Here is a 17,993-nt window from a genome sequence, read left to right as displayed (position 1 = left end):
AGACGTGCACTTTCATGGCACCGCAGCCCCCAATCGCATACCCCCTATCGCATACCCCCCTGTCGCGCGGAAAGCTTGCGCCGCAACCGGCGCAGCACGGCGCCGAGCATCGGAATGCGCTCGTAAATATGCGCCGCCGGGTCCCAGTAATCCTGGTGGTCGATGATCAGGCCTTGCGAGTCCAGCACCAGTGCGCTGGCCCCTTCGAAGTCGAAGGCGTGGCCTCGCAACGCGCCGTCAAAGCGCCACACCAGAAAGGCGTCCACGCCCTGCCCGCCCTGCCGCAAGATATGAAAACGCGGCTGCTCCAGATTCTGGAACATGTGGGCATAAACGTGCGCGATGCCGGGCAGGCCGTGCACGTCGTTGAACGGATCAGCGAAGTGCGCATCGGGCGCGTAGACGGTATCAATACTGGGCAGCGTTTGCGGCGTCAGCGCTTCAAACCAGGCTCCGATTTCTTGCAGGCGTGCGTTCATCATTGCGTCCTTTTCTCTAAGACCCAGTGCCGGACATCCGTGCGGCCTTCGCGAAAACCGGCTTCGCAATAGCACAGATACATGCGCCACAAGCGGATGAAGGCGTCGTCGAACCCTTGCGCGCGCACCGCCTGCACCTGCGCGTCAAACGCGTGGCGCCAGCGCAGCAGCGTATCGGCGTAGTCCAGGCCGAACGCATGTTCGTCGATGATGGCGAGCCCGGCGCGTGCGGACTGTTCACGGATCACGCGTGGGCAGGGCAGCATGCCGCCGGGAAAAATGTATTGCTGAATAAAGTCGGTGCCGCGCCGGTAGGACTCGAACGCGTCGTCGGCAATGTCGATGGATTGCAGCGCGACGCGGCCGCCGCTGCGCACGTTACGCGCCAAGGTATCGAAGTACACGGGCCAGCGGCGCTCGCCCACGGCTTCGACCATTTCAATCGAGACGATGTGGTCGTACTGCCGGGCGCCCAGGTCGCGATAGTCGCGCAGTTCCAGCGTGACGCGGCCGTCCAGCCCTTGCGTTTGCATGCGCGCGCGAGCCCATTGCAATTGCGCGTCGGACAAGGTGATTCCGTGCACGTGCAACCCGCGTTGCGCGGCGCGCTCGGCAAAGCCGCCCCACCCGCAGCCGATCTCCAGCACATGCTGGCCGGGCCGGGCGTTCAAGGCATCCAGCAGCCGGTCGATCTTGCGGTGTTGCGCGGCCTGAAGCGATTCCGTGCGATCCGCGCCGAACAGCGCGGCGGAATAGCTCATCGACGGGTCCAGCCACAAGCGATAAAAATCGTTGCCCAGGTCGTAGTGGGAAAGAATATTGCGGCGGCTGCCTTTGCGCGAGTTGTCGCGCAAGAACAGATGTGACAAGCGCCGCGCCAGCAACGCCCACCACTTGCCTGCCATCGCTTGAGACAGCGCCGCCTCGTTGCGCAAGGCCAAGGTGAACAGCGCAAGCAGATCGGGGCTGTCGACCCAGCCGCGGCGCAGGCTTTCCGCAAAGCCGATGTCGCCCTGGCGCAAGATGGCGGACGCCGCCCGCCAATCGCGGATGATCAGTTCGGCGTGCGGCCCGCCGCCAGGCTCGCCATATAGCGCGTGCCCGCCTGAAGGGTCCGTCAAGGCCAGCGTGCCGACGCGCAAGCGCGCCGCCATCGCCATCAATCCGCGTGCGGCCCAGCTGGGTCTGGCGGCAGCGCATTCAACGCTGAGTTCGTCTTCACTCATCATGGCCCTCGCGCGGGTAGGTCACTTCGCTTGGCGGCGCAGCGGGTTTGCGTTGGTATGGCACCTTGCGCAAGAACAGGCGCAAGGCTTGGAGATGAATGCGCGCCACCACGCCCAGCGTCATGAAGGGCATGGCGAGCAGCGCGCGCAGCAAGGCCGCTGTGGTCAGCGGCGTAGCCACACTTTGAATCGCGGTGTGCAGCAAGGGCGTGGGCAAGGCCGGATCATCGAAGTAGTCGATGGCGACGCGATGCGTATCGCCCTGCTCATGCACGCGAAAGCGGTACACGCCCATGACGCGGCAGAACGGCGACACATGGAATTCCTTCGTGGTTTGCAGGGCGTCGCCATCATGAATGGCCCCGCCATCCGGCGCGCGCAACACATATTGATGGCGTTCGCCAAAGGTGTTGTTGACCTCGGCCACCAGCACGCGCAGCACGCCATCGGTGTCATGCACGTACCAGAAGCTGACCGGGTTGAAGACATAACCGAACACGCGGGGAAAGCTCTGCAACCACACGGCGCCCACGTCCATGTGGATGCCGGCGATGTCCAGCCGGGAACGCAGCCATTCCATCGGATTGCCGCCACGGCGGTCGCCGTGATCAGAAAAATGAAACGCCACGGGACGGCGGCGGTTGACGCCGAACAGCCATGACGATTGGCCATCCACATCTGCCGCCTGGTCGACGCGCACGCGCAGGCAAAACACGGGGTACGTGAAGCGGTGCGCAACGGGACGCGTGCGCGCATGCACCACGCGCGCGCGGGCAAGTTCGATCGGGGCGGCGATCATTGGCGCAGTCGTTGGCGCAGTCATGACGCGGCGCTCCACGGCGGCGACACGCCAAAGTCCGCCGCCACGCGGATGGCGGACGCCAGGCCGTCCTCATGAAACCCGTAACCGGTCCACGCGCCGCAGAACCACGTGCGCGCGCGGCCCTGAATGCCGGCCAGCTGGCCTTGCGCCGCCACGGTGTCGGCGTCCAGGATGGGGTGTTCGTATTCGAACCGGCCCAACACGCTGCTGGGCGCCGGTTCCTGTTGCGGGTTCAGCGTGACAATCACCGGCCGCTTGAACGGCAGCGGTTGCAGGTGGTTGAGCAGATAGCTGACCGACATGGGCGCATCCGCCGTTGGGCCGGCCAGATAATTCCACGCCGACCACACCGCGCGCCGCCGCGGCAACAAGGCCGTGTCCGTGTGCAGTACGGCCACGTTGGGCTGATAGCGCACGCGCGACAGCACCTCGCGTTCGTCTTCGCTGGCATCCAGCATGGCAAGCGATGTCGGCGCATGGCAGGCCAGCACCACGGCGTCGTAGCGGTCCACATGCCCGGCCGACCGCACTTCCACGCCGTCGGCCAGCCGTTTGACGGTGTGCACCGCGCTGGACACGCGCACCTCTGCAATGCGCGGCAGCATCGCCTTCACATACTGGCGCGCGCCGCCCTTGACCGTTTTCCATTGCGGGCGGCCGGCCACTTGCAGCAGGCGGTGGTTCAGGCAGAACGACAGGAACGTGCGGGCCGGTTGCTGCAACACCATGCTGGGCGGCGTGGACCAGATGGCGCCCGCCATCGGCAGCAAATACCAGTCGCGCATGGCCTGGCCGTAGCCTTCGTCATCCAGCAGATCGCCCAAGAGCGCATAGGGGCCGCAACGCGCCAGATAACGCGCGGCGTGCCGATTGAAGCGGAGAATGTCGCGCAGCATGCCCAGGAACGCGGGGCGCATCAGGTTGCGGCGTTGCGCGAATACGGTGCCAAGGCTGGTGCCAGCCCATTCCAGATCGGGCTGCGCAAGCGACACGCTGAACGTCATGTCACTCGCGTGCACGGGTACATCCAGATGGCGGAACAGTTGCACCAGGTTGGGATAGGTCAGGTCGTTATGCACCAGAAAACCGGTGTCGACCGGATAGCGTATGCCGTCGACCTCGGCGTCCACGGTGTTCGTGTGGCCGCCCACGTAGGGGCCGGCTTCAAACAAGGTCACGCTGTATTTTTCAGACAGCAGCCACGCCGCGCTCAAGCCCGACACGCCGCCACCGACCACCGCAATGCGGCCGCCCGGCGGGACTGGCGCGGACAGGGCGCGGTTCATGCGGCGTCCTGACGATTCAGGCCAAGCAGGTTCGCGCGCAAGCCCGGGCTGCGGGTACGCGGGTCGAGCCAGATGGCGGCAAAGGCGCGGGCGAAGGCCGGGCTGTCGATGTCGCCCGCGGGCGTGTCGCCACGGAAAAAGCGCACGCCCTCGCCGCGGCGGAACCAGCCGGTCAGGCGGTCGCCTGCGGCCACGTCCGGAAAGCGTTCGCGCATGGCCTGCGTCCAGGCGGCCAAGTCGTCGGCGGGCGTGTCGGTCAGGCGGGCGATTTCTTCCGTGGACGTCGCGACGATCTGCTCGCCCGGAATGTTGCGCAGGTAGCGCAGCATCAGGACGAAGTCGCCATCGGGATCAAACGACGCGGAAACGTCTGAAGACGACGCCGGCACATACAGGTAGGCGTGATACAGCCGGAACACGCTCCACGTAAGCAAGCCATGGCCGATCAGCCGCCAATCGGCGGGATGCGCCGTCAGCAACGCGGACGGCAACGCAATTTCCTGGGACTTCGATGTGGGGGTGGCCATGTCGGCGCCTGGTTGTGAACCGATTAGTCACGATTAAACCATCAAGTTTAAAAAAGTACTATGCAGTTTAGATTTAGACTATGCAGGCAAATTTCTGCCTGAATGGTCTGTCCCCCTCATGCCCGCTGCCAACCCCGTCAAGAAACTGTCCTTCAAACAACAGCAACTGTTGCTGCGCGAAGATGCCATCCTGGATTCGGTCAACCGGATGCTGGCGGTGAAGGGCTATGACCTGATGACGATGGACGAAGTCGCGGCCGATGTCGGAATTTCCAAGGCCAGCCTGTACAAACATTTCGCGTCCAAGGACGCGTTGGCGGCGGCGTCGATGACGCGGCTGCTGGACCGCACGCTGGCGGTAATTGCCGCGCTGCCGGAATCGCTGGGGCCGGTAGACCGGCTGAAGGAAGTGGTGCGCTGGGCCGTCAGGACGCACCTGGACGACGAGATGCCGCTTTTGCCGTCCACCCGGTCTACGATTCAGCAGGCGCTGATCACGCACACGCCCTACCTGGAACGCTTAAGCCAGGTCACTGAAACGCTGGGCGGCTGGATTCTGGCGGCGCAGGAAAGCGGTGAACTGTCGTCAGACTTGCCGGGCGAAGTGATCCTCTACACAATCTACGCGCGGTCGTGCGACCCGGTGGGCAACTTCCTGAAGATGGGCGGCGCGTTCCAGCCCGATGAGATCGTCGAGTATTTGATCACCACCACGTTTAACGGGCTGGCCGCGCGCTGACGCTCTGCGCTACCCCGGCCGCTTGAAGCCGACGCGCGCCTGTTCGATGGCGGCGTGGCAGACGCAGCCGCTCATGTGGTCATTGACCATGCCCACGGCCTGCATGAAGGCATACATGGTGGTGGGCCCCACGTACGTCCAGCCGCGCTTTTTCAGCGCACGCGATAGCGCCGTGGACGCGGCGGAGGTCGGGTTGTTGTTCCAGTAATCCAGATCAATTGCCGGGGGCCGTTCAGCCGCCTGCGGTTCGTGCCGCCATAACCAGCCCGCCAGCGAACCGGTTTCTTCGGCCAGCGCCACGGCGCGGCGCGCGTTGTTGATGGTGGACACGATCTTCGCGCGGTTGCGCACGATGCCCGGGTTGCCCATCAGGCGGTCCACGTCTTGCTCGGTATAGCGCGCCACGCGTTCAAAATCGAAATCGTCGAAGGCCTCGCGAAACGCCTCGCGCTTACGCAAGATGGTGATCCACGCCATGCCCGCCTGAAAGCCTTCCAGGCAGATCTTTTCATACAGCCGATGGTCGCCGCCTACCGGCCGCCCCCATTCGTGATCGTGATATTCCGGCATGGATGGCTGCCAGAAGCAGCGCGGCACGCCCGCTGCGTCAAGAATCAGGCCGGGCTTGCCGGGCGCGGGTGACGTGCCCGCGGCGTCTTCACGCGCGGGCATCGTCATTGCTTACCGGGTACGGGGCAGCTCATGTCGCCTTCTTCGCACTTCAGATACGCGCGCAGTTCTTTCGTACGGGCCTGCGTCAGCTTGTCCAGGCACTGGCTCAGCACCATGGGATAGGCGCTGCCGCCGGTGGTGCCGGCTGACGAGAACGCACATTCCGCATCGCGAAAAAACAGCCACGCCTTTTGCGCGGCCTGCAATTGGGTCAGCTTGGTCTTATCGTCTTTCAGCCGTTGCGTGACCTCTTTGTACGACGCGTTCAAGTCGGCGTCGGACTGTCGGTAGGCCTGATCGGCGCACAGATTCATGTCGGTCTGCGTTTCGGCATTGCCGCAATTCTTCAGCGGCTGCGCCTGTGCGCTGGCCGCCAGAATCAGCGCGGCTGCCGTGGCGATTGCGATACGCATAAACGTTTCTCCTATTGAGCGGGTGAGTCGGTAAGTAACGGCGCCCGAAGGGTGCGTTTGATGGGAAAGTGTCGCATGGATGGGCACGGTGGCGCATGCCGCAGCCGGCCCATCGCCTAAGATATCGGCCATGAAGATTCAACTGCTCTCTGATCTGCACCTGGAATCCGACCCGACCTTTCTGGCGCGGCCTGCCCCCGGCGCCGACCTGCTGGTGCTGGCGGGCGACATCGGCTCGTACCGTGAAGGCTCGAAACTTGCCACCGCCGACTTCGGGCTGGGCAGCTACGCGCCGCGCAACGGCTGGCCCACGCCGGTGGTGTTCGTACCGGGCAACCATGAATACGACAACCTGGATTTCGACGACACGCATCATCGCCTGCGCGAGCTCTGCCACACGCTCGGCATCCAATGGCTGGAACGTGAAACCTGCGTCATCGACGGCGTGCGCCTGATCGGCACCACGCTATGGACGGATTTCGATGCGCTAGCGGCAGACAGCGACGCGCTAGGCGTGGCGCTGGCCAAACGCGCCAAGGCGTTTCGCGCGGCTGATTTCTATCTGGAAAAAGCGCAGATGCGCCGCCAGGGCGCGCCGTTCATGGCGGAGCAGATGCGCGAACAAGGGCTTGTGTGCCAGCAGTGGCTGGACGCCGCGCTGCGCGTGCCGTTTGACGGCCCGACGGTGGCCATCACCCACTTTGCGCCCACGCTTGCCAGCGCCGACCCGCGCTACGGCGTCACGCCCGGCACGGCCGGCTTCTGCAATGCGCTGGACGCGTTGCTGCCGCTAGCCGACATGTGGATGCACGGCCATCTGCATTGCGCGCATGACTACGTGAAAGACGGTTGCCGGGTGGTGGCCAACCCGCTGGGCTATGCCAAAAAAGGCGAACAGGCGGACTTTTCGCCTGATCGCCTTTGGGAAGTGCACGCTTAGAACTTCAGGCTGGCGCTCAGGCCGTAGGTGCGGGGGTCGCCAGCCTTTACGTAATCCGACGACTGGAACAGCCAGTAGCGCTTGTCCGCCAGATTGTTGATGCCGGCGCGGAACGTGGTCTCGTAGCCGTAGATGCGCGTGTCGTAGGTGGCGCCGATGTTGATGATGGCGTAGTCATCCACGCGCACATTGTTCGACGCGCCCAGCATGGTGTTGCCGGTGTATTTGACATCGGCGCGCAGCTTCAGGCCCGGCAGTTGCGGCACCGAGTACGACACCTGCGCCGCCGCCACCAGCTTGGGCGCGCCCGCCACGCGGTTGCCGGTGTAGGCGTTGCCCTTCTTGTATTCCGAATCCAGGAACATCAGGCTGCCGCCCACGTTCCAGTTGGTGGCCACACGCGCCGACGCGCCCAGCTCCAGGCCCTGATAAATCGACTTGCCGTCCTGCGTCAGTTCGTTCGCCGAGTTCGCGTATTCCGCCTTTTTCTCGATACGGAAGAGCGCCGCCGTGGCTGCCCAATCGTCCTGATCGGTCTTCAGCCCCAACTCGTACTGCTTGCTCTTGAGCGGGTCCAACAACGCGCCATAGTTCGTGTAGAGGTTGCCCACCGACGAACCCGGCTCCAACGATTCGATGTAGCTGGCGTAGGCCATCGTCTGCGGCGTGATCTTGTACATCAAGGCCACGGTCGGCGTCAGCACGCCGTTCTTGTCGTAGCGCGAAGACTGCGCGCCCGTTGCATCAAAGCCCACCTGCTCGTAATTCGTATAGCGCAGGCCGCCCAGCAGCGACCAGCCGCCGGTAAGGTCGATGGTGTCGCTGGCGAACATCGCCTTTTGCGTGATCTCGGCCGCGCGATACAGGTTCTGGCTGCCCACGCTGTAGTACGTGTTTGTGTTCTGCGACCGCAGGTTGCCCGTGCCTTGCAGCTGGTACACGCCATCGGCGCTGTAGTCGTTCTTTTGCTTCTGCCACGACGCCCCCGCCACCACGTGATGCTTCAGCGGGCCGGTGGCGAACTTGCCTTCGACCATGCCCTGCCATTGGTTGTAGCCATAGGCCTCGCCATAGTCGGAGCGGTAGTCGTTGTAGTCGCCTGCCTGGTTTTGCAGGAACAGCACGGATTCATTGCGGCGTGTGCGCGTCGAGCTGTAGCTGTAATCGGTGCGCACGCTCCAGTCGGACGACAACTGGTACTTCAGGCCCGTCGAGTAGTAGCGAAAGGCGTTGTCGGCGTAGGGGCCTTCGCCTACCAGCTTGCCGTTGTCATTGCGCACGGGCGAGGGCAACTCGTTGCCCGCCAGCTGGGCCGCGTAAATGGTGGGCTCTTGGCCGATGGCCTTGCGGTCCTGGTAGATGGACTGGAAGTCCCACGTCAGCTTGTCGGTCAGGCGCGCGTCCAGCGCCAGCGAGACGGAGTCGCGATACAAGGAGCCGCCGTTATACGTATTGCCTTCTTCGTGCGTCGCGTTCAGGCGGTAGCCGAACGTGCCGCTTTGGCCCACGCGCCCGCCCAGGTCCACCTGTTCACGCAGCAGGCCTTTGGACACATAGCCCAGTTCGATGCTGCGCACCGGCTCGTCCGTGGGCTTCTTCGTCACGTAGTTGACCAGGCCGCCCGGCGAACCAAAGCCATACATGAAGCCCGAGGCGCCCTTCAACAAATCAATCTGCTCGAATTGTTCAAAGGGCAGGGTCGTCACATAGCTCAGGAACGGCTTGCCATCGATGCGGTAAGAATTCTGCCAATCCAGCGGCAGGCCGCGCACGGTCAGATAGCTGGCCCAGGCGCCGTAAGACGCGCTGTTATCGCTGACGGACGCGTCCAGCGCGAACACATCGCCCAGCTTGTTGACCTGCCGGTCCTGAATGTCTGCCGCGGTCACGACCGTGGTGGAAAACGGCGTCTCCAACTGGCTGCGATTGCCCAGCGCGCCCGTGTTCACGGGTGCGGACAGATGCTCCAAGGTGTCGTCGATTGATGTTGCGTTGACGGTCACGGCCGGCAATTGCGCCACGCCCTGCGAGCTGGCGGCGGACTGGGCCTGTGCTGCCCCAGAGAAAACCACGCCCAACGCCAGGGCAAGAACAGAAGGCGTAACAGCAGACCGTGCAAGCTTGCGCGCACGGCACTTCCGGTTGGAAGTCGGACGGACCACGTTGAATTCTCCAGAGCAGACAGGCAGAAAGATTGGATTTTTATTATTAACGATACTGATTCGCAATAATATTTACGAATCAGTGCAACCCTGACTGTTGGCTGGATCGCGTGCGTCTTTCAAAACGTTTGATGGATCAATCACTTGCGCCGGATTGCCCCCTTGCGGGGCATGTCGCGCGGCGACAACAGCACACAGGCGGCGCGGCCTAAGGCTCCAGCCCCGCCACCGGCAAGGCGAACAGCACGATCGCCGGATTCGCCACCACGAACCCCGTACCCGCTAGGAACATCACGGGCGACAGCGCGCGCGCCATGTCCGCGCTGCCTTGCGAGTCTTGCACCGTGATGCGATACGACTGATCCAACGCCGTCTGGGTCGCCCCGCCCGCCTGCGCCGCGCTGGGCGTGCCGGGCCGGGCCAGGTAGCGCTTGCCCTTGAGGCGATGGGTGTAATAGACCATGCCTTGCTTTGTGGTTTGGAAGTGCATGGCCAGCGCCTGTTCACGATCACGCGGCGTGGCGTTGTCCATCAGCTGCAAGCGCACATAGCCCCACGTGAAGCCATCGGCCCCCACATGAAAGTCGCGCGGAATCCCGGCGGTCAGCCGGGTCCGGAAGTCCGCTTGCATCGCCTGCGCCATCGCAGGCGGCATGTCGAACAGATAGTGATACTGCGGGCCCAGCACCGCAAACGTCTTGCCGTCCGATGACACCATCAGGGTGGAGACGTTTTCCGTGTACGTCTTGGTCGACGCGCAGCCCGCCATCAGCAAGGCAAGCGCGGAGAGCAGCAGCGTAGTCAGGACGCGTTGCATGGGCCGGGTATCGATCAAGGCGCCGGATTCGGATAGCGCGTGTGGATCGCGTCGATCGCCTTCAGCACGTCCGGCGACAAGGTGACGTCGACGCTGTCGATGTTTTCCTTCAGCTGTTCCAGCGTGGTCGCCCCGATCAAATTGCTGGTGACGAACGGGCGCTGGTTGACCCAGGCCAGCGCCAGGTGCGTGGGCGAGATGCCGTGCTCGCGCGCCAGCGCCACGTACTCGCTGGTGGCCGCTTCGGCCTGCGGGTTGCTGTAACGCGTGAACCGCGTGTAGCGCGTCAGGCGAGCGCCTTCGGGCCGTGCGCCGTTCAGGTACTTGCCGCAAAGCATGCCCATCGCCAACGGCGAGTACGCCAGCAGGCCCACGCCTTCGTGGTGCGTGAATTCCGACAGGCCGATTTCGAACACGCGGTTCAGCAGGCTGTACGCGTTCTGGATCGACACGACGCGCGGCAGGTTCTGGGTGTCGGCATGACGCAGGAACTGCGACAGGCCCCACGGCGTTTCATTGGACACGCCCACGTGGCGCACCTTGCCGGCGCGCACGAAATCCTGCAATACCGACAGGGTTTCTTCGATCGGCACGGTGTGCTCGTCTTCGACCCACGGGTAGTTCAGCTGGCCGAACGTGGCGGTGGTGCGGTCAGGCCAATGCAACTGATACAGGTCCAGGTAATCCGTCTGCAAGCGCTTCAGGCTGGCGTCCAGCGCTTCGGTCAGGTTCTTGCGGTCAAGAAAAGTCTTGCCATCGCGGATGTGGCCGGGGCGCTTGGGGTCGCGCACCGGGCCGGCCACCTTGCTGGCCAGCACGATGTCCTGGCGGCGCTTGCTCTTCGCGAGCCACGTGCCGATATAGGTTTCGGTCAGGCCCTGGGTTTCGGGCTTGGGCGGCACCGGGTACATTTCGGCCACGTCGACCAGGTTCACACCGCGCGAGAGCGCGTAGTCCAGTTGTTGATGAGCGTCGGCCTCGGTGTTCTGTTCGCCCCAGGTCATGGTGCCCAATCCAATCAGGCTGACATCCAGGTCGGTACGGCCGAGTTTGCGGGTTTTCAAGTTCTGCTCCGTGCGGGGTCTTAGAGAGGAACCGACACCTTACCGCAAGTACTTGGCGTTTCGCTGACAAAATCAGGGCATCCGGCAGCTTGCCACCCGCCCGCAAATCCGCATACGCTGGCCTCTTCGCGACGGGGAGCGCCATGCTCAGGAATTTCGACGAGTCTTATCTCTTCTTCATCGGCGTCATCGTTTTCCTGGCCATCATCGAGCTCTGCTTCCGGCTGGGCCTGCGCCAGCGCAAGCCCGGCGATGAAACGCACCGCACGCACATCACCGCGCTGCAAACCGCCCTGCTCGGCCTGCTGGCCTTGCTGCTGGGCTTTACCTTTGCGATGTCGGTCACGCGCTTCGAGGCGCGCAAGAACCTGGTGCTGGAAGAAGCCAACGCGGTGGGCAACGCCTACTGGCGTTCGCAATTGATTGCGCCGGCCGCGCGGGCGCAGGTGCCGAAACTGCTGCTGGAATACACGAAGGCGGCGCTGGAACTGCATGACGCGGAAAACGACGCGCCGCGCTTTGACGCCGCCAGCGCCACGTCACGCCGCATCGAACGCCAGATCCGCGCGCTCGCCGCCGCCACCGCCGACAACCCGCCCGCGATTTCCACCATCATGTTCATTCAGGCCATCAACGAGATGGCGCAAGTCAACGAGAAGCGCCGCGTAGCGCTTGAAAACCACGTCCCCGAGCCCGTTTTCTATCTGCTGTTCATCGTCAGCGCGGGCTCCGTGGCATTCATCGCGTACGGCACGGGCCTGCATGGGCGCAGGCGATTGATTTCAACCGGCCTCTTCGCCGCGCTGATTGCGCTGGTGCTGACGTTCATCGTGGACATCGATCAGCCCGGCACCGGCGTGATCCAGGTCAATCAGGAAAGCATGGAGCGGATGCAGAAGACGCTGGAGCAGGAGATGTAGACGGGCGGCGTGGCCGTTAGCCTAGTGCTGGGGCTGGGCTTGGGCTTGGGCTTGGGCTTGGGCTTGGGCTTGGGTTTGGGCTGCGCTTAGCGTCGGGCGTTCAGAACACGTACTCCAGCACCTCATCACCCGCCGCATCGAACGTGCCCGTCGAGCGCCACCCCAAATGGCGATAGAACCCGTAAGACCGCACAGCAGGATCGGTGGCGCAACCCAGGAACAATCGCTTGAAACCGCGCTGATGCAGCAAGTCGCGGGTCATGCCCAACACCGTCTTCCCCACCCCGCGCCCTTCGTATTCGGGCAACAGCGCCAGCACAACGATTTCCCCCGTGTCGCGATGCCCGAAGCAATAGCCAGCAAGCTTGGTGCCGTCCAGCGCGACAAAGCCGGGATACAAGCCCGCTTCAATCCCCGCGCTCCACGTTTCACACGTGATGCCGGCGTCGGCGAGCTGCGCTTCAGTGACGGCGTTCTCGCGGGTGCGCGTGCGCAGCGCGATGCAAGCGGCGGCGTCTTCAGGGATGGCGGGACGGTAGGTGATGGTCATGTTGACAAGGATACGGCCGTAGAAAAAGACGTCAACCGCCCCCCAACATCCGCTTCAAAAACGGCGCCGTCACGCCCTTGGCTTTACGGCTGACGGACTCGGGGGTTCCTTCGGCGACGATGTGGCCGCCCTCTTCGCCTGCGCCGGGGCCTACGTCGATCATCCAGTCGCTGCCTGCGACCACGCGCAGGTCGTGTTCGACGACGACGACCGTGTTGCCGGCGTCGACCAGGCCGTGCAGTTGCGCCATCAGCTTATCCACATCCGCCGCGTGCAGGCCGGTCGTGGGTTCGTCCAGGACGTACAGCGTGTTGCCGCGCTGACTGCGTTGCAGTTCGGTCGCCAGCTTGATGCGCTGCGCTTCGCCGCCAGACAATTCGGTAGCGGGCTGGCCCAGACGCAGATAGCCCAGGCCAATCTCGTGCAGCAGCGTCAGCGGCCGGTGCACCACCGGTTCGTCTTTGAAGAAGGCCAGCGCCTCGTCGACCGTCATCGCCAGCACTTGCGCGATGTTGCGGCCGTTCCATTCGATCTCTAGCGTCTTGGCGTTGTAGCGGCTGCCGTGGCAAGTTGGGCATGGCGCGTAGACACTCGGCATGAACAGCAGTTCGACGTGGACGAAGCCTTCGCCCTCGCAGGTTTCGCACCGGCCTTGCGCCACGTTGAACGAGAAGCGGCCGGCGCTGTAGCGGCGCGACTTGGCCTTCTTGGTATCGGCAAACAGTTTGCGGACGTGGTCGAACAAGCCGGTGTAGGTCGCCAGATTCGAACGCGGCGTGCGGCCGATGGGCTTTTGGTCCACATTCACCAGCCGCTTGATCGCGTCAACGCCCGCGTCGATCCGGCCCGTGGTGCGCGCCACGCTGCCCGGTTGCGGCAAGTCGCCTTCGGCGTCTTCGACGACCGGTTCGTGGCCCAGGTGTTCACCCACCAGTTCCACCAGCGCCTGGCTGACCAGGCTGGATTTACCCGAGCCCGACACCCCTGTCACCGCCGTGAAGGCGCCCAACGGAAAGCGTGCGTCGATGCCATGCAGGTTGTTGCGATGGATGCCGCGCAACGACAGCCATCCCGCGGGTTCGCGCGGTGTCTTGCGTACGGGAGCCGGCGCGCCAAACAGATAGCGCGCCGTGAGCGACTCGCCCACGTGGCGCAAGCCCTCTGGCGGGCCGCTGTACAGCACCTGCCCGCCGTGCTGGCCCGCGCCGGGGCCTACGTCCACCAGCCAGTCCGCGCGGCGCAGCGTTTCCAGGTCGTGTTCAACAACAAAGAGCGTATTGCCCGCGGCCTTCAATTGATCCAGCGCGCGATGCAGGGCCTGCCCGTCGGCGGGATGCAAGCCGGCCGAGGGTTCATCCAGCACATACACCACGCCAAACAGATTCGAGCGGATCTGCGTCGCCAGCCGCAAGCGTTGCAATTCGCCCGGCGACAAGGTGGGCGTGGACCGGTCCATCGCCAGATAGCCCAGCCCCAGCGCCTGCAAGGTGCCGATACGCTCGACCAGGTCTTGCGACAGCCGTTGCGCGGCGATGCGCTTTTCTGGCGACATATCCGGCTGATCCACGCTGCCGTTGGCGGCGGGCGCCAGCGCCTCGGCGATGCGGGTCAGCGGCAGTTGCGTCAGCGTTCCAATATCCATGCCGGCAAACGTCACCGACAAGGCTTCGCGTTTCAAGCGCCGCCCATTACAGACGGGGCAAGGCGTGCCCGTCAGAAAGCGCGCCACGCGCTTTTTCATCATGGCGCTTTGCGTCGTCGCGAAGGTGTGCATCACGTATCGGCGCGCGCCGGTATAGGTGCCCATATAGCTGGGTTCCTGCTTGGCGCGCACCGCCGCGCGGGTCTCGGCGGGCGTGAAGCCGGCGTAGACAGGCACGGTCGGCTGCTCGTCGGTGTACAGAATCCAGTCGCGGTCTTTCTTGGGCAGGTCGCGCCACGGTTTGTCCACGTCGTAGCCCAGCGTGACCAGGATGTCGCGCAGATTCTGCCCGTGCCAGGCGGGCGGCCAGGACGCAATGGCGCGCTCGCGGATGGTCAGCGACGGGTCCGGCACCATGGATTGCTCGGTCACGTCATACACATGGCCCAGGCCGTGGCAATTCGGGCAGGCGCCCTGCGGCGTGTTGGGCGAAAAGTCTTCCGCGTACAGCATGGGCTGGCGCGGCGGGTAGGCGCCTGCGCGCGAATACAGCATGCGCAACATGCTGGACAGCGTCGTAATGCTGCCCACCGTCGACCGCACATTCGGCGTGCCGCGCTGCTGCTGCAAGGCCACAGCAGGCGGCAAGCCATCGATGGCGTCGACGTCTGGCACACCCACCTGATCGATCAGGCGGCGAGCATACGGGGACAGGGACTCCAGGTAGCGCCGCTGCGCTTCGGCGTACAGCGTGCCGAACGCCAACGACGATTTCCCCGACCCGGATACGCCCGAGAACACGACAAGCGCGTCCCTCGGGATATCCACATCCACGTTCTTCAGGTTGTGCTCACGCGCGCCCCGGACGCGAATACAAGCGTCGGCGCGCAATTTGGCGGAGTTCTTTCGCTGGCTCATGGAGCCATGATAATGGACGCCGCGATAGCCGTCGCGGGCGTCCCATAGGCTTTCTGCTGGCGTCCGATCCGTCAGCAGAATCGGGCGCGCAGCAAGCGGGCCGTCCGATCACACCGCCGAATCAGCACTGGCGCAAACTGGCGGCAGAATCAGAACTGCCGCAAGCTGCCCGCCGAATCAGAACTGCCGCAAGCTGGCGGCAGAACGCGCCAGGTCCAGGAATTTCTGGCGCAGCGTTTCTTCGGCCTGATCGCGCGGAATCAGCGGGTCGTTCAGATCTTCATCCAGCTTGGCGGCGCGCACCAGCGGCAGCAAATCGCGCTTGTTCGATTCCGTCACCGGGGTCGTCGTCTGATCAATCAGCTTGCCCTTCACATACATCGTGACTTGCGTCGTTTGGCTGCGCGACTCGTTCAGCGTCGCCTTGCGCAACACGCCTTCTTCATACGCCACATCCGTCTGGCTGCGGGTGGTGTCGTGAATCTGGTAGTACAGATAGGTCTGCGAATCCTTATCCGTCGTCAGCTTCAAGTCCGTCTGTGGGGTCAGCCCGCGATGGAAGCTGGCGGTCAGCGTGCTCTGCTGCTCTTGCGACACGGCCAGATCCCAACGCGGCGATCCCGACACCGAACTGGTCTGCGACGTCTGGTACGAGAACCCGTCCGTTTCTTTCGGCTGGGCCGGGTTGGTGGCCTGGCGCGCCTGCTCAATGGACGCCGAGAAATCCGCCAGCCCCGACAACAGGCTGCGATGCGCTTCTGCCGCCGGCTTGCGGAACGTGGTGCCGTCCGCCGCCGGCACTTGCGCCGAGCCGTAGCTGCCGTGCATCGCCGAGAACATGTCTTTGAATGTGGACGTCAGCGTCTCGTCGCCCGCGCCTCGGCGTTGGGCGCGATCAAACTGCTGCAAGTATTTGTTGACCGCCGCCGCTTGTTGCTCGGAAGACCCCAGCGTGACCGGCTTCGTCAGGTCCAGCGCTACCTTGACCACACCGGTCAGGCCCGACACCGTCATCGTGCGCTGCGTGCTGTCAGCATCAAAATCAATGGTCTGCACCACTTCGCCCGCGATCAGGCGGCTGTCGCGCAGGCTGATCGACGACAGCAGCGGCGAGCTGGCGTTGGCCAGACGCGCCAGCGACCAGCGCGGCGGGTCTTCCGCCAAGCCATCAAGAGCGTCCTGGAAAGCGCCCGCCAAGCCGGCAATGGCTTTGCGTTCGTCTTCGTTCAGCTCCTGGCCTTCAGCCACTTCGATCTGCACCGCCATGCCCTGCGGACCGCTTTGCAGCGCGATCTCGACCTTGACGCCGCTGGCGGTATTGATGCGCAGCGACACGGTGTTGTCGGGGCGCAATGATGATTGCGACACGGCATCCGTGACGGCATCCGTTGCGCCAACAGTCTGCGTGGCCGGCACCCACAACGACAGGTTGCCGCCGTCGGTTCTGAAGCGGTTCAACACCGCTGCCGCAACATCGGTGAAAGGTCCGGCCAGACCCCGGGTGCCCACGTTCCGGTTCATCAAGCCCGTGATCGCATCGGATACCGCGCCCGTCTGCGTATAGGTCGACGCGCCAATGTCGGCGCCGCCTTGGCTCAGGCGCACGACGGTGGACGCGGGCGCATCGGCGGGCACGGCGGTGTCCACCGCTCTCTGTTGAGTGATTGGGGTACTGAACGGCGCGACGCTCTGCACGCTTCCCGACGAACTGATGATGGTCATGGGCGGTGTCATCCAAACGCGTGGGCAGTGTGCCTGCCCGGATTTTTGTCGATGTCTCTCCGAGTTGTAACGGCACGCGGGGCGAGAAATTAAGGCCCGGCCTTCATGGGGTGTGGCGCGATGGCGGTTGCCGTCCGCGTGCGGCAAGGCACGCCGCACCGCCTCGGCCGGCCCCGGCATTGCCGGAGAAGCCCGCCACCGGTTCGCCCGCGGGAATCAAACGCCCCGCTGATCCAGAAACGCGCGCACGGCATCCAGAACAACATCCTCGCGCTCGCGGTGCGGCACGTGGCCGCATCCGGGCAACGGCAGCATGGCCGACGGGCCGCCCGCCAGCGCCACCAGCTTTTCGGGATGGCGCATGGACCCGTACTCATCGTTTTCGCCGTGAATGGCCAACAGCGGCACAGTCAGGCGCGGCAAGGTCGTGTCCAGATTCCAGCCGGCGAATTCCGCCGACAGCCAGGTCTGCACCCAGGCGTCCAGCACCCATTGCGCTTTCTCGCCGTGATAGCGCTTCAAGCGGTCCAGTTGGGCGGGGTCGCGGAATTGTTCGCCGGCCACGCGGATGCCTTGCAGCGTGCGGTCTTCGACGAATTCCTGGGCTGATTCCGTAATGACGCCGATGCAGCGGCCGGGATACGCCGCCGCGATGGATACCGACATGCCGCCCCCCACGCTATGGCCGAACACGATAAAGCGGGCCAGCTTGAAATGGCCGACAAGCGCGGCGAAGGCGTCTTGCGCTTCGCTGGCGACAAAGTCCGGCAGCAGGCGGTGGGGGTTGGGGTCGGACTGGCCGAAGCCCAGCCGGTCATAGGCGATGACGGTGCGGCCGGTGGCCTGCGCCAGCTTGGCGGGAAAGTCGCGCCACAAATCCACACTGCCCAGCGAGTCATGCAGCAGGATGATCGGGGCGCCCTCGCCTTGCGGCGAACCCGGCCAGCGCCGGGCGTGGACCCGGCCGTGGGCGGTCGGGATCAGCGTGTCTTCAGGCGCGCGAGCGGCGGGGTCGGCCATCATTCATCCTCTGTTCAGTCCATGGGCTTCGCAGATTCTGCTGCCTTCCGGGCCGGCAGGCAACTGCCGCCCG

General features: G+C 64.3%; 17 protein-coding genes. 3 read left to right on the top strand and 14 right to left on the bottom strand.

Going from position 1 to position 17,993, the window contains the following annotated elements; all coding sequences use genetic code 11:
- Nucleotides 1–44 precede the first annotated feature (44 nt).
- The 5 genes from ACFZAI_RS04915 to ACFZAI_RS04895 are packed head-to-tail and all read right to left on the bottom strand — an operon-like array spanning nt 45 to nt 4,341.
- Nucleotides 45–482, bottom strand: a complete 438-nt coding sequence (locus tag ACFZAI_RS04915) for a nuclear transport factor 2 family protein (protein ID WP_391565858.1) — start codon at nt 480–482, stop codon at nt 45–47.
- A complete protein-coding gene (locus ACFZAI_RS04910) occupies nt 479–1,708 on the bottom strand; it encodes a class I SAM-dependent methyltransferase (RefSeq protein WP_391565857.1) in 1,230 nt (409 codons plus the stop codon). Before ACFZAI_RS04910 ends, ACFZAI_RS04915 begins: the two co-directional genes overlap by 4 nt.
- Complete coding sequence (locus ACFZAI_RS04905; RefSeq protein WP_391565856.1) at nt 1,698–2,528, bottom strand: DUF1365 domain-containing protein; 831 nt, start codon at nt 2,526–2,528, stop codon at nt 1,698–1,700. Before ACFZAI_RS04905 ends, ACFZAI_RS04910 begins: the two co-directional genes overlap by 11 nt.
- Nucleotides 2,525–3,814, bottom strand: coding sequence for an NAD(P)/FAD-dependent oxidoreductase (locus ACFZAI_RS04900; protein ID WP_391565855.1), 1,290 nt, complete (start codon nt 3,812–3,814; stop codon nt 2,525–2,527). Before ACFZAI_RS04900 ends, ACFZAI_RS04905 begins: the two co-directional genes overlap by 4 nt.
- Nucleotides 3,811–4,341 carry a chalcone isomerase family protein gene (locus ACFZAI_RS04895; protein WP_391565854.1) on the bottom strand — a complete coding sequence of 177 codons (531 nt, stop codon included), beginning with the start codon at nt 4,339–4,341 and terminating at the stop codon, nt 3,811–3,813. The genes ACFZAI_RS04900 and ACFZAI_RS04895 overlap by 4 nt, the downstream gene beginning before the upstream one ends.
- Before the next feature lie 118 nt (nt 4,342–4,459).
- Between ACFZAI_RS04895 and ACFZAI_RS04890 the strand changes: the two genes are divergently transcribed.
- Nucleotides 4,460–5,080, top strand: a complete 621-nt coding sequence (locus tag ACFZAI_RS04890; protein WP_391565853.1) for a TetR/AcrR family transcriptional regulator — start codon at nt 4,460–4,462, stop codon at nt 5,078–5,080.
- Between the two features lie 9 nt (nt 5,081–5,089).
- Here the strand turns inward: ACFZAI_RS04890 and ACFZAI_RS04885 are convergent, their stop codons facing one another.
- Both ACFZAI_RS04885 and ACFZAI_RS04880 read right to left on the bottom strand, forming a co-directional pair.
- Nucleotides 5,090–5,758, bottom strand: coding sequence for a DNA-3-methyladenine glycosylase I (locus tag ACFZAI_RS04885; RefSeq protein WP_391565852.1), 669 nt, complete (start codon nt 5,756–5,758; stop codon nt 5,090–5,092).
- On the bottom strand, nt 5,755–6,165 hold the full coding sequence (locus tag ACFZAI_RS04880; protein ID WP_391565851.1) for a lysozyme inhibitor LprI family protein: 411 nt from the start codon (nt 6,163–6,165) through the stop codon (nt 5,755–5,757). Before ACFZAI_RS04880 ends, ACFZAI_RS04885 begins: the two co-directional genes overlap by 4 nt.
- A gap of 130 nt (nt 6,166–6,295) precedes the next feature.
- Here ACFZAI_RS04880 and ACFZAI_RS04875 point away from each other — a divergent pair, with 130 nt between their 5' ends.
- Nucleotides 6,296–7,105 (top strand): metallophosphoesterase, encoded by an 810-nt coding sequence (locus ACFZAI_RS04875; protein ID WP_391565850.1) that lies wholly within the window; start codon nt 6,296–6,298, stop codon nt 7,103–7,105.
- Here ACFZAI_RS04875 and ACFZAI_RS04870 read toward each other — a convergent pair.
- The 3 genes from ACFZAI_RS04870 to ACFZAI_RS04860 all read right to left on the bottom strand — a co-directional run bounded on the left by ACFZAI_RS04870 (nt 7,102) and on the right by ACFZAI_RS04860 (nt 11,148).
- The gene (locus ACFZAI_RS04870; RefSeq protein WP_391565849.1) at nt 7,102–9,267 is read right to left on the bottom strand and encodes a TonB-dependent siderophore receptor; all 2,166 of its coding nucleotides are present in this window, start codon (nt 9,265–9,267) and stop codon (nt 7,102–7,104) included. The genes ACFZAI_RS04875 and ACFZAI_RS04870 overlap by 4 nt on opposite strands.
- A gap of 208 nt (nt 9,268–9,475) precedes the next feature.
- Nucleotides 9,476–10,084: a hypothetical protein gene (locus ACFZAI_RS04865; RefSeq protein ID WP_391565848.1), complete on the bottom strand. Its 609-nt coding sequence runs from the start codon at nt 10,082–10,084 to the stop codon at nt 9,476–9,478.
- A gap of 14 nt (nt 10,085–10,098) precedes the next feature.
- Nucleotides 10,099–11,148 (bottom strand): NADP(H)-dependent aldo-keto reductase, encoded by a 1,050-nt coding sequence (locus ACFZAI_RS04860; protein ID WP_391565847.1) that lies wholly within the window; start codon nt 11,146–11,148, stop codon nt 10,099–10,101.
- A gap of 143 nt (nt 11,149–11,291) precedes the next feature.
- On the opposite strand from ACFZAI_RS04860, the gene ACFZAI_RS04855 reads away from it, so the two are divergent.
- Nucleotides 11,292–12,068, top strand: coding sequence for a hypothetical protein (locus tag ACFZAI_RS04855; RefSeq protein ID WP_391565846.1), 777 nt, complete (start codon nt 11,292–11,294; stop codon nt 12,066–12,068).
- Nucleotides 12,069–12,168: 100 nt separating this feature from the next.
- Here the strand turns inward: ACFZAI_RS04855 and ACFZAI_RS04850 are convergent, their stop codons facing one another.
- From ACFZAI_RS04850 to ACFZAI_RS04835, 4 genes are all read right to left on the bottom strand, one after another.
- Entirely contained in the window at nt 12,169–12,618 is a 450-nt protein-coding gene (locus ACFZAI_RS04850; RefSeq protein WP_391565845.1) for a GNAT family N-acetyltransferase, read from the bottom strand.
- 31 nt (nt 12,619–12,649) lie between these two features.
- Complete coding sequence (gene uvrA, locus ACFZAI_RS04845) at nt 12,650–15,178, bottom strand: excinuclease ABC subunit UvrA (RefSeq protein ID WP_391565844.1); 2,529 nt, start codon at nt 15,176–15,178, stop codon at nt 12,650–12,652.
- 177 nt (nt 15,179–15,355) lie between these two features.
- Nucleotides 15,356–16,900, bottom strand: coding sequence for a hypothetical protein (locus tag ACFZAI_RS04840; RefSeq protein ID WP_391565843.1), 1,545 nt, complete (start codon nt 16,898–16,900; stop codon nt 15,356–15,358).
- Between the two features lie 216 nt (nt 16,901–17,116).
- Complete coding sequence (locus ACFZAI_RS04835) at nt 17,117–17,923, bottom strand: alpha/beta fold hydrolase (RefSeq protein WP_391565842.1); 807 nt, start codon at nt 17,921–17,923, stop codon at nt 17,117–17,119.
- Nucleotides 17,924–17,993 lie beyond the last annotated feature (70 nt).

Source organism: Achromobacter sp. NPDC008082 (assembly GCF_042957345.1).
GTDB lineage: Bacteria > Pseudomonadota > Gammaproteobacteria > Burkholderiales > Burkholderiaceae_B > Achromobacter > Achromobacter kerstersii_A.
This window is presented reverse-complemented; position numbering and strand designations above follow the sequence as displayed.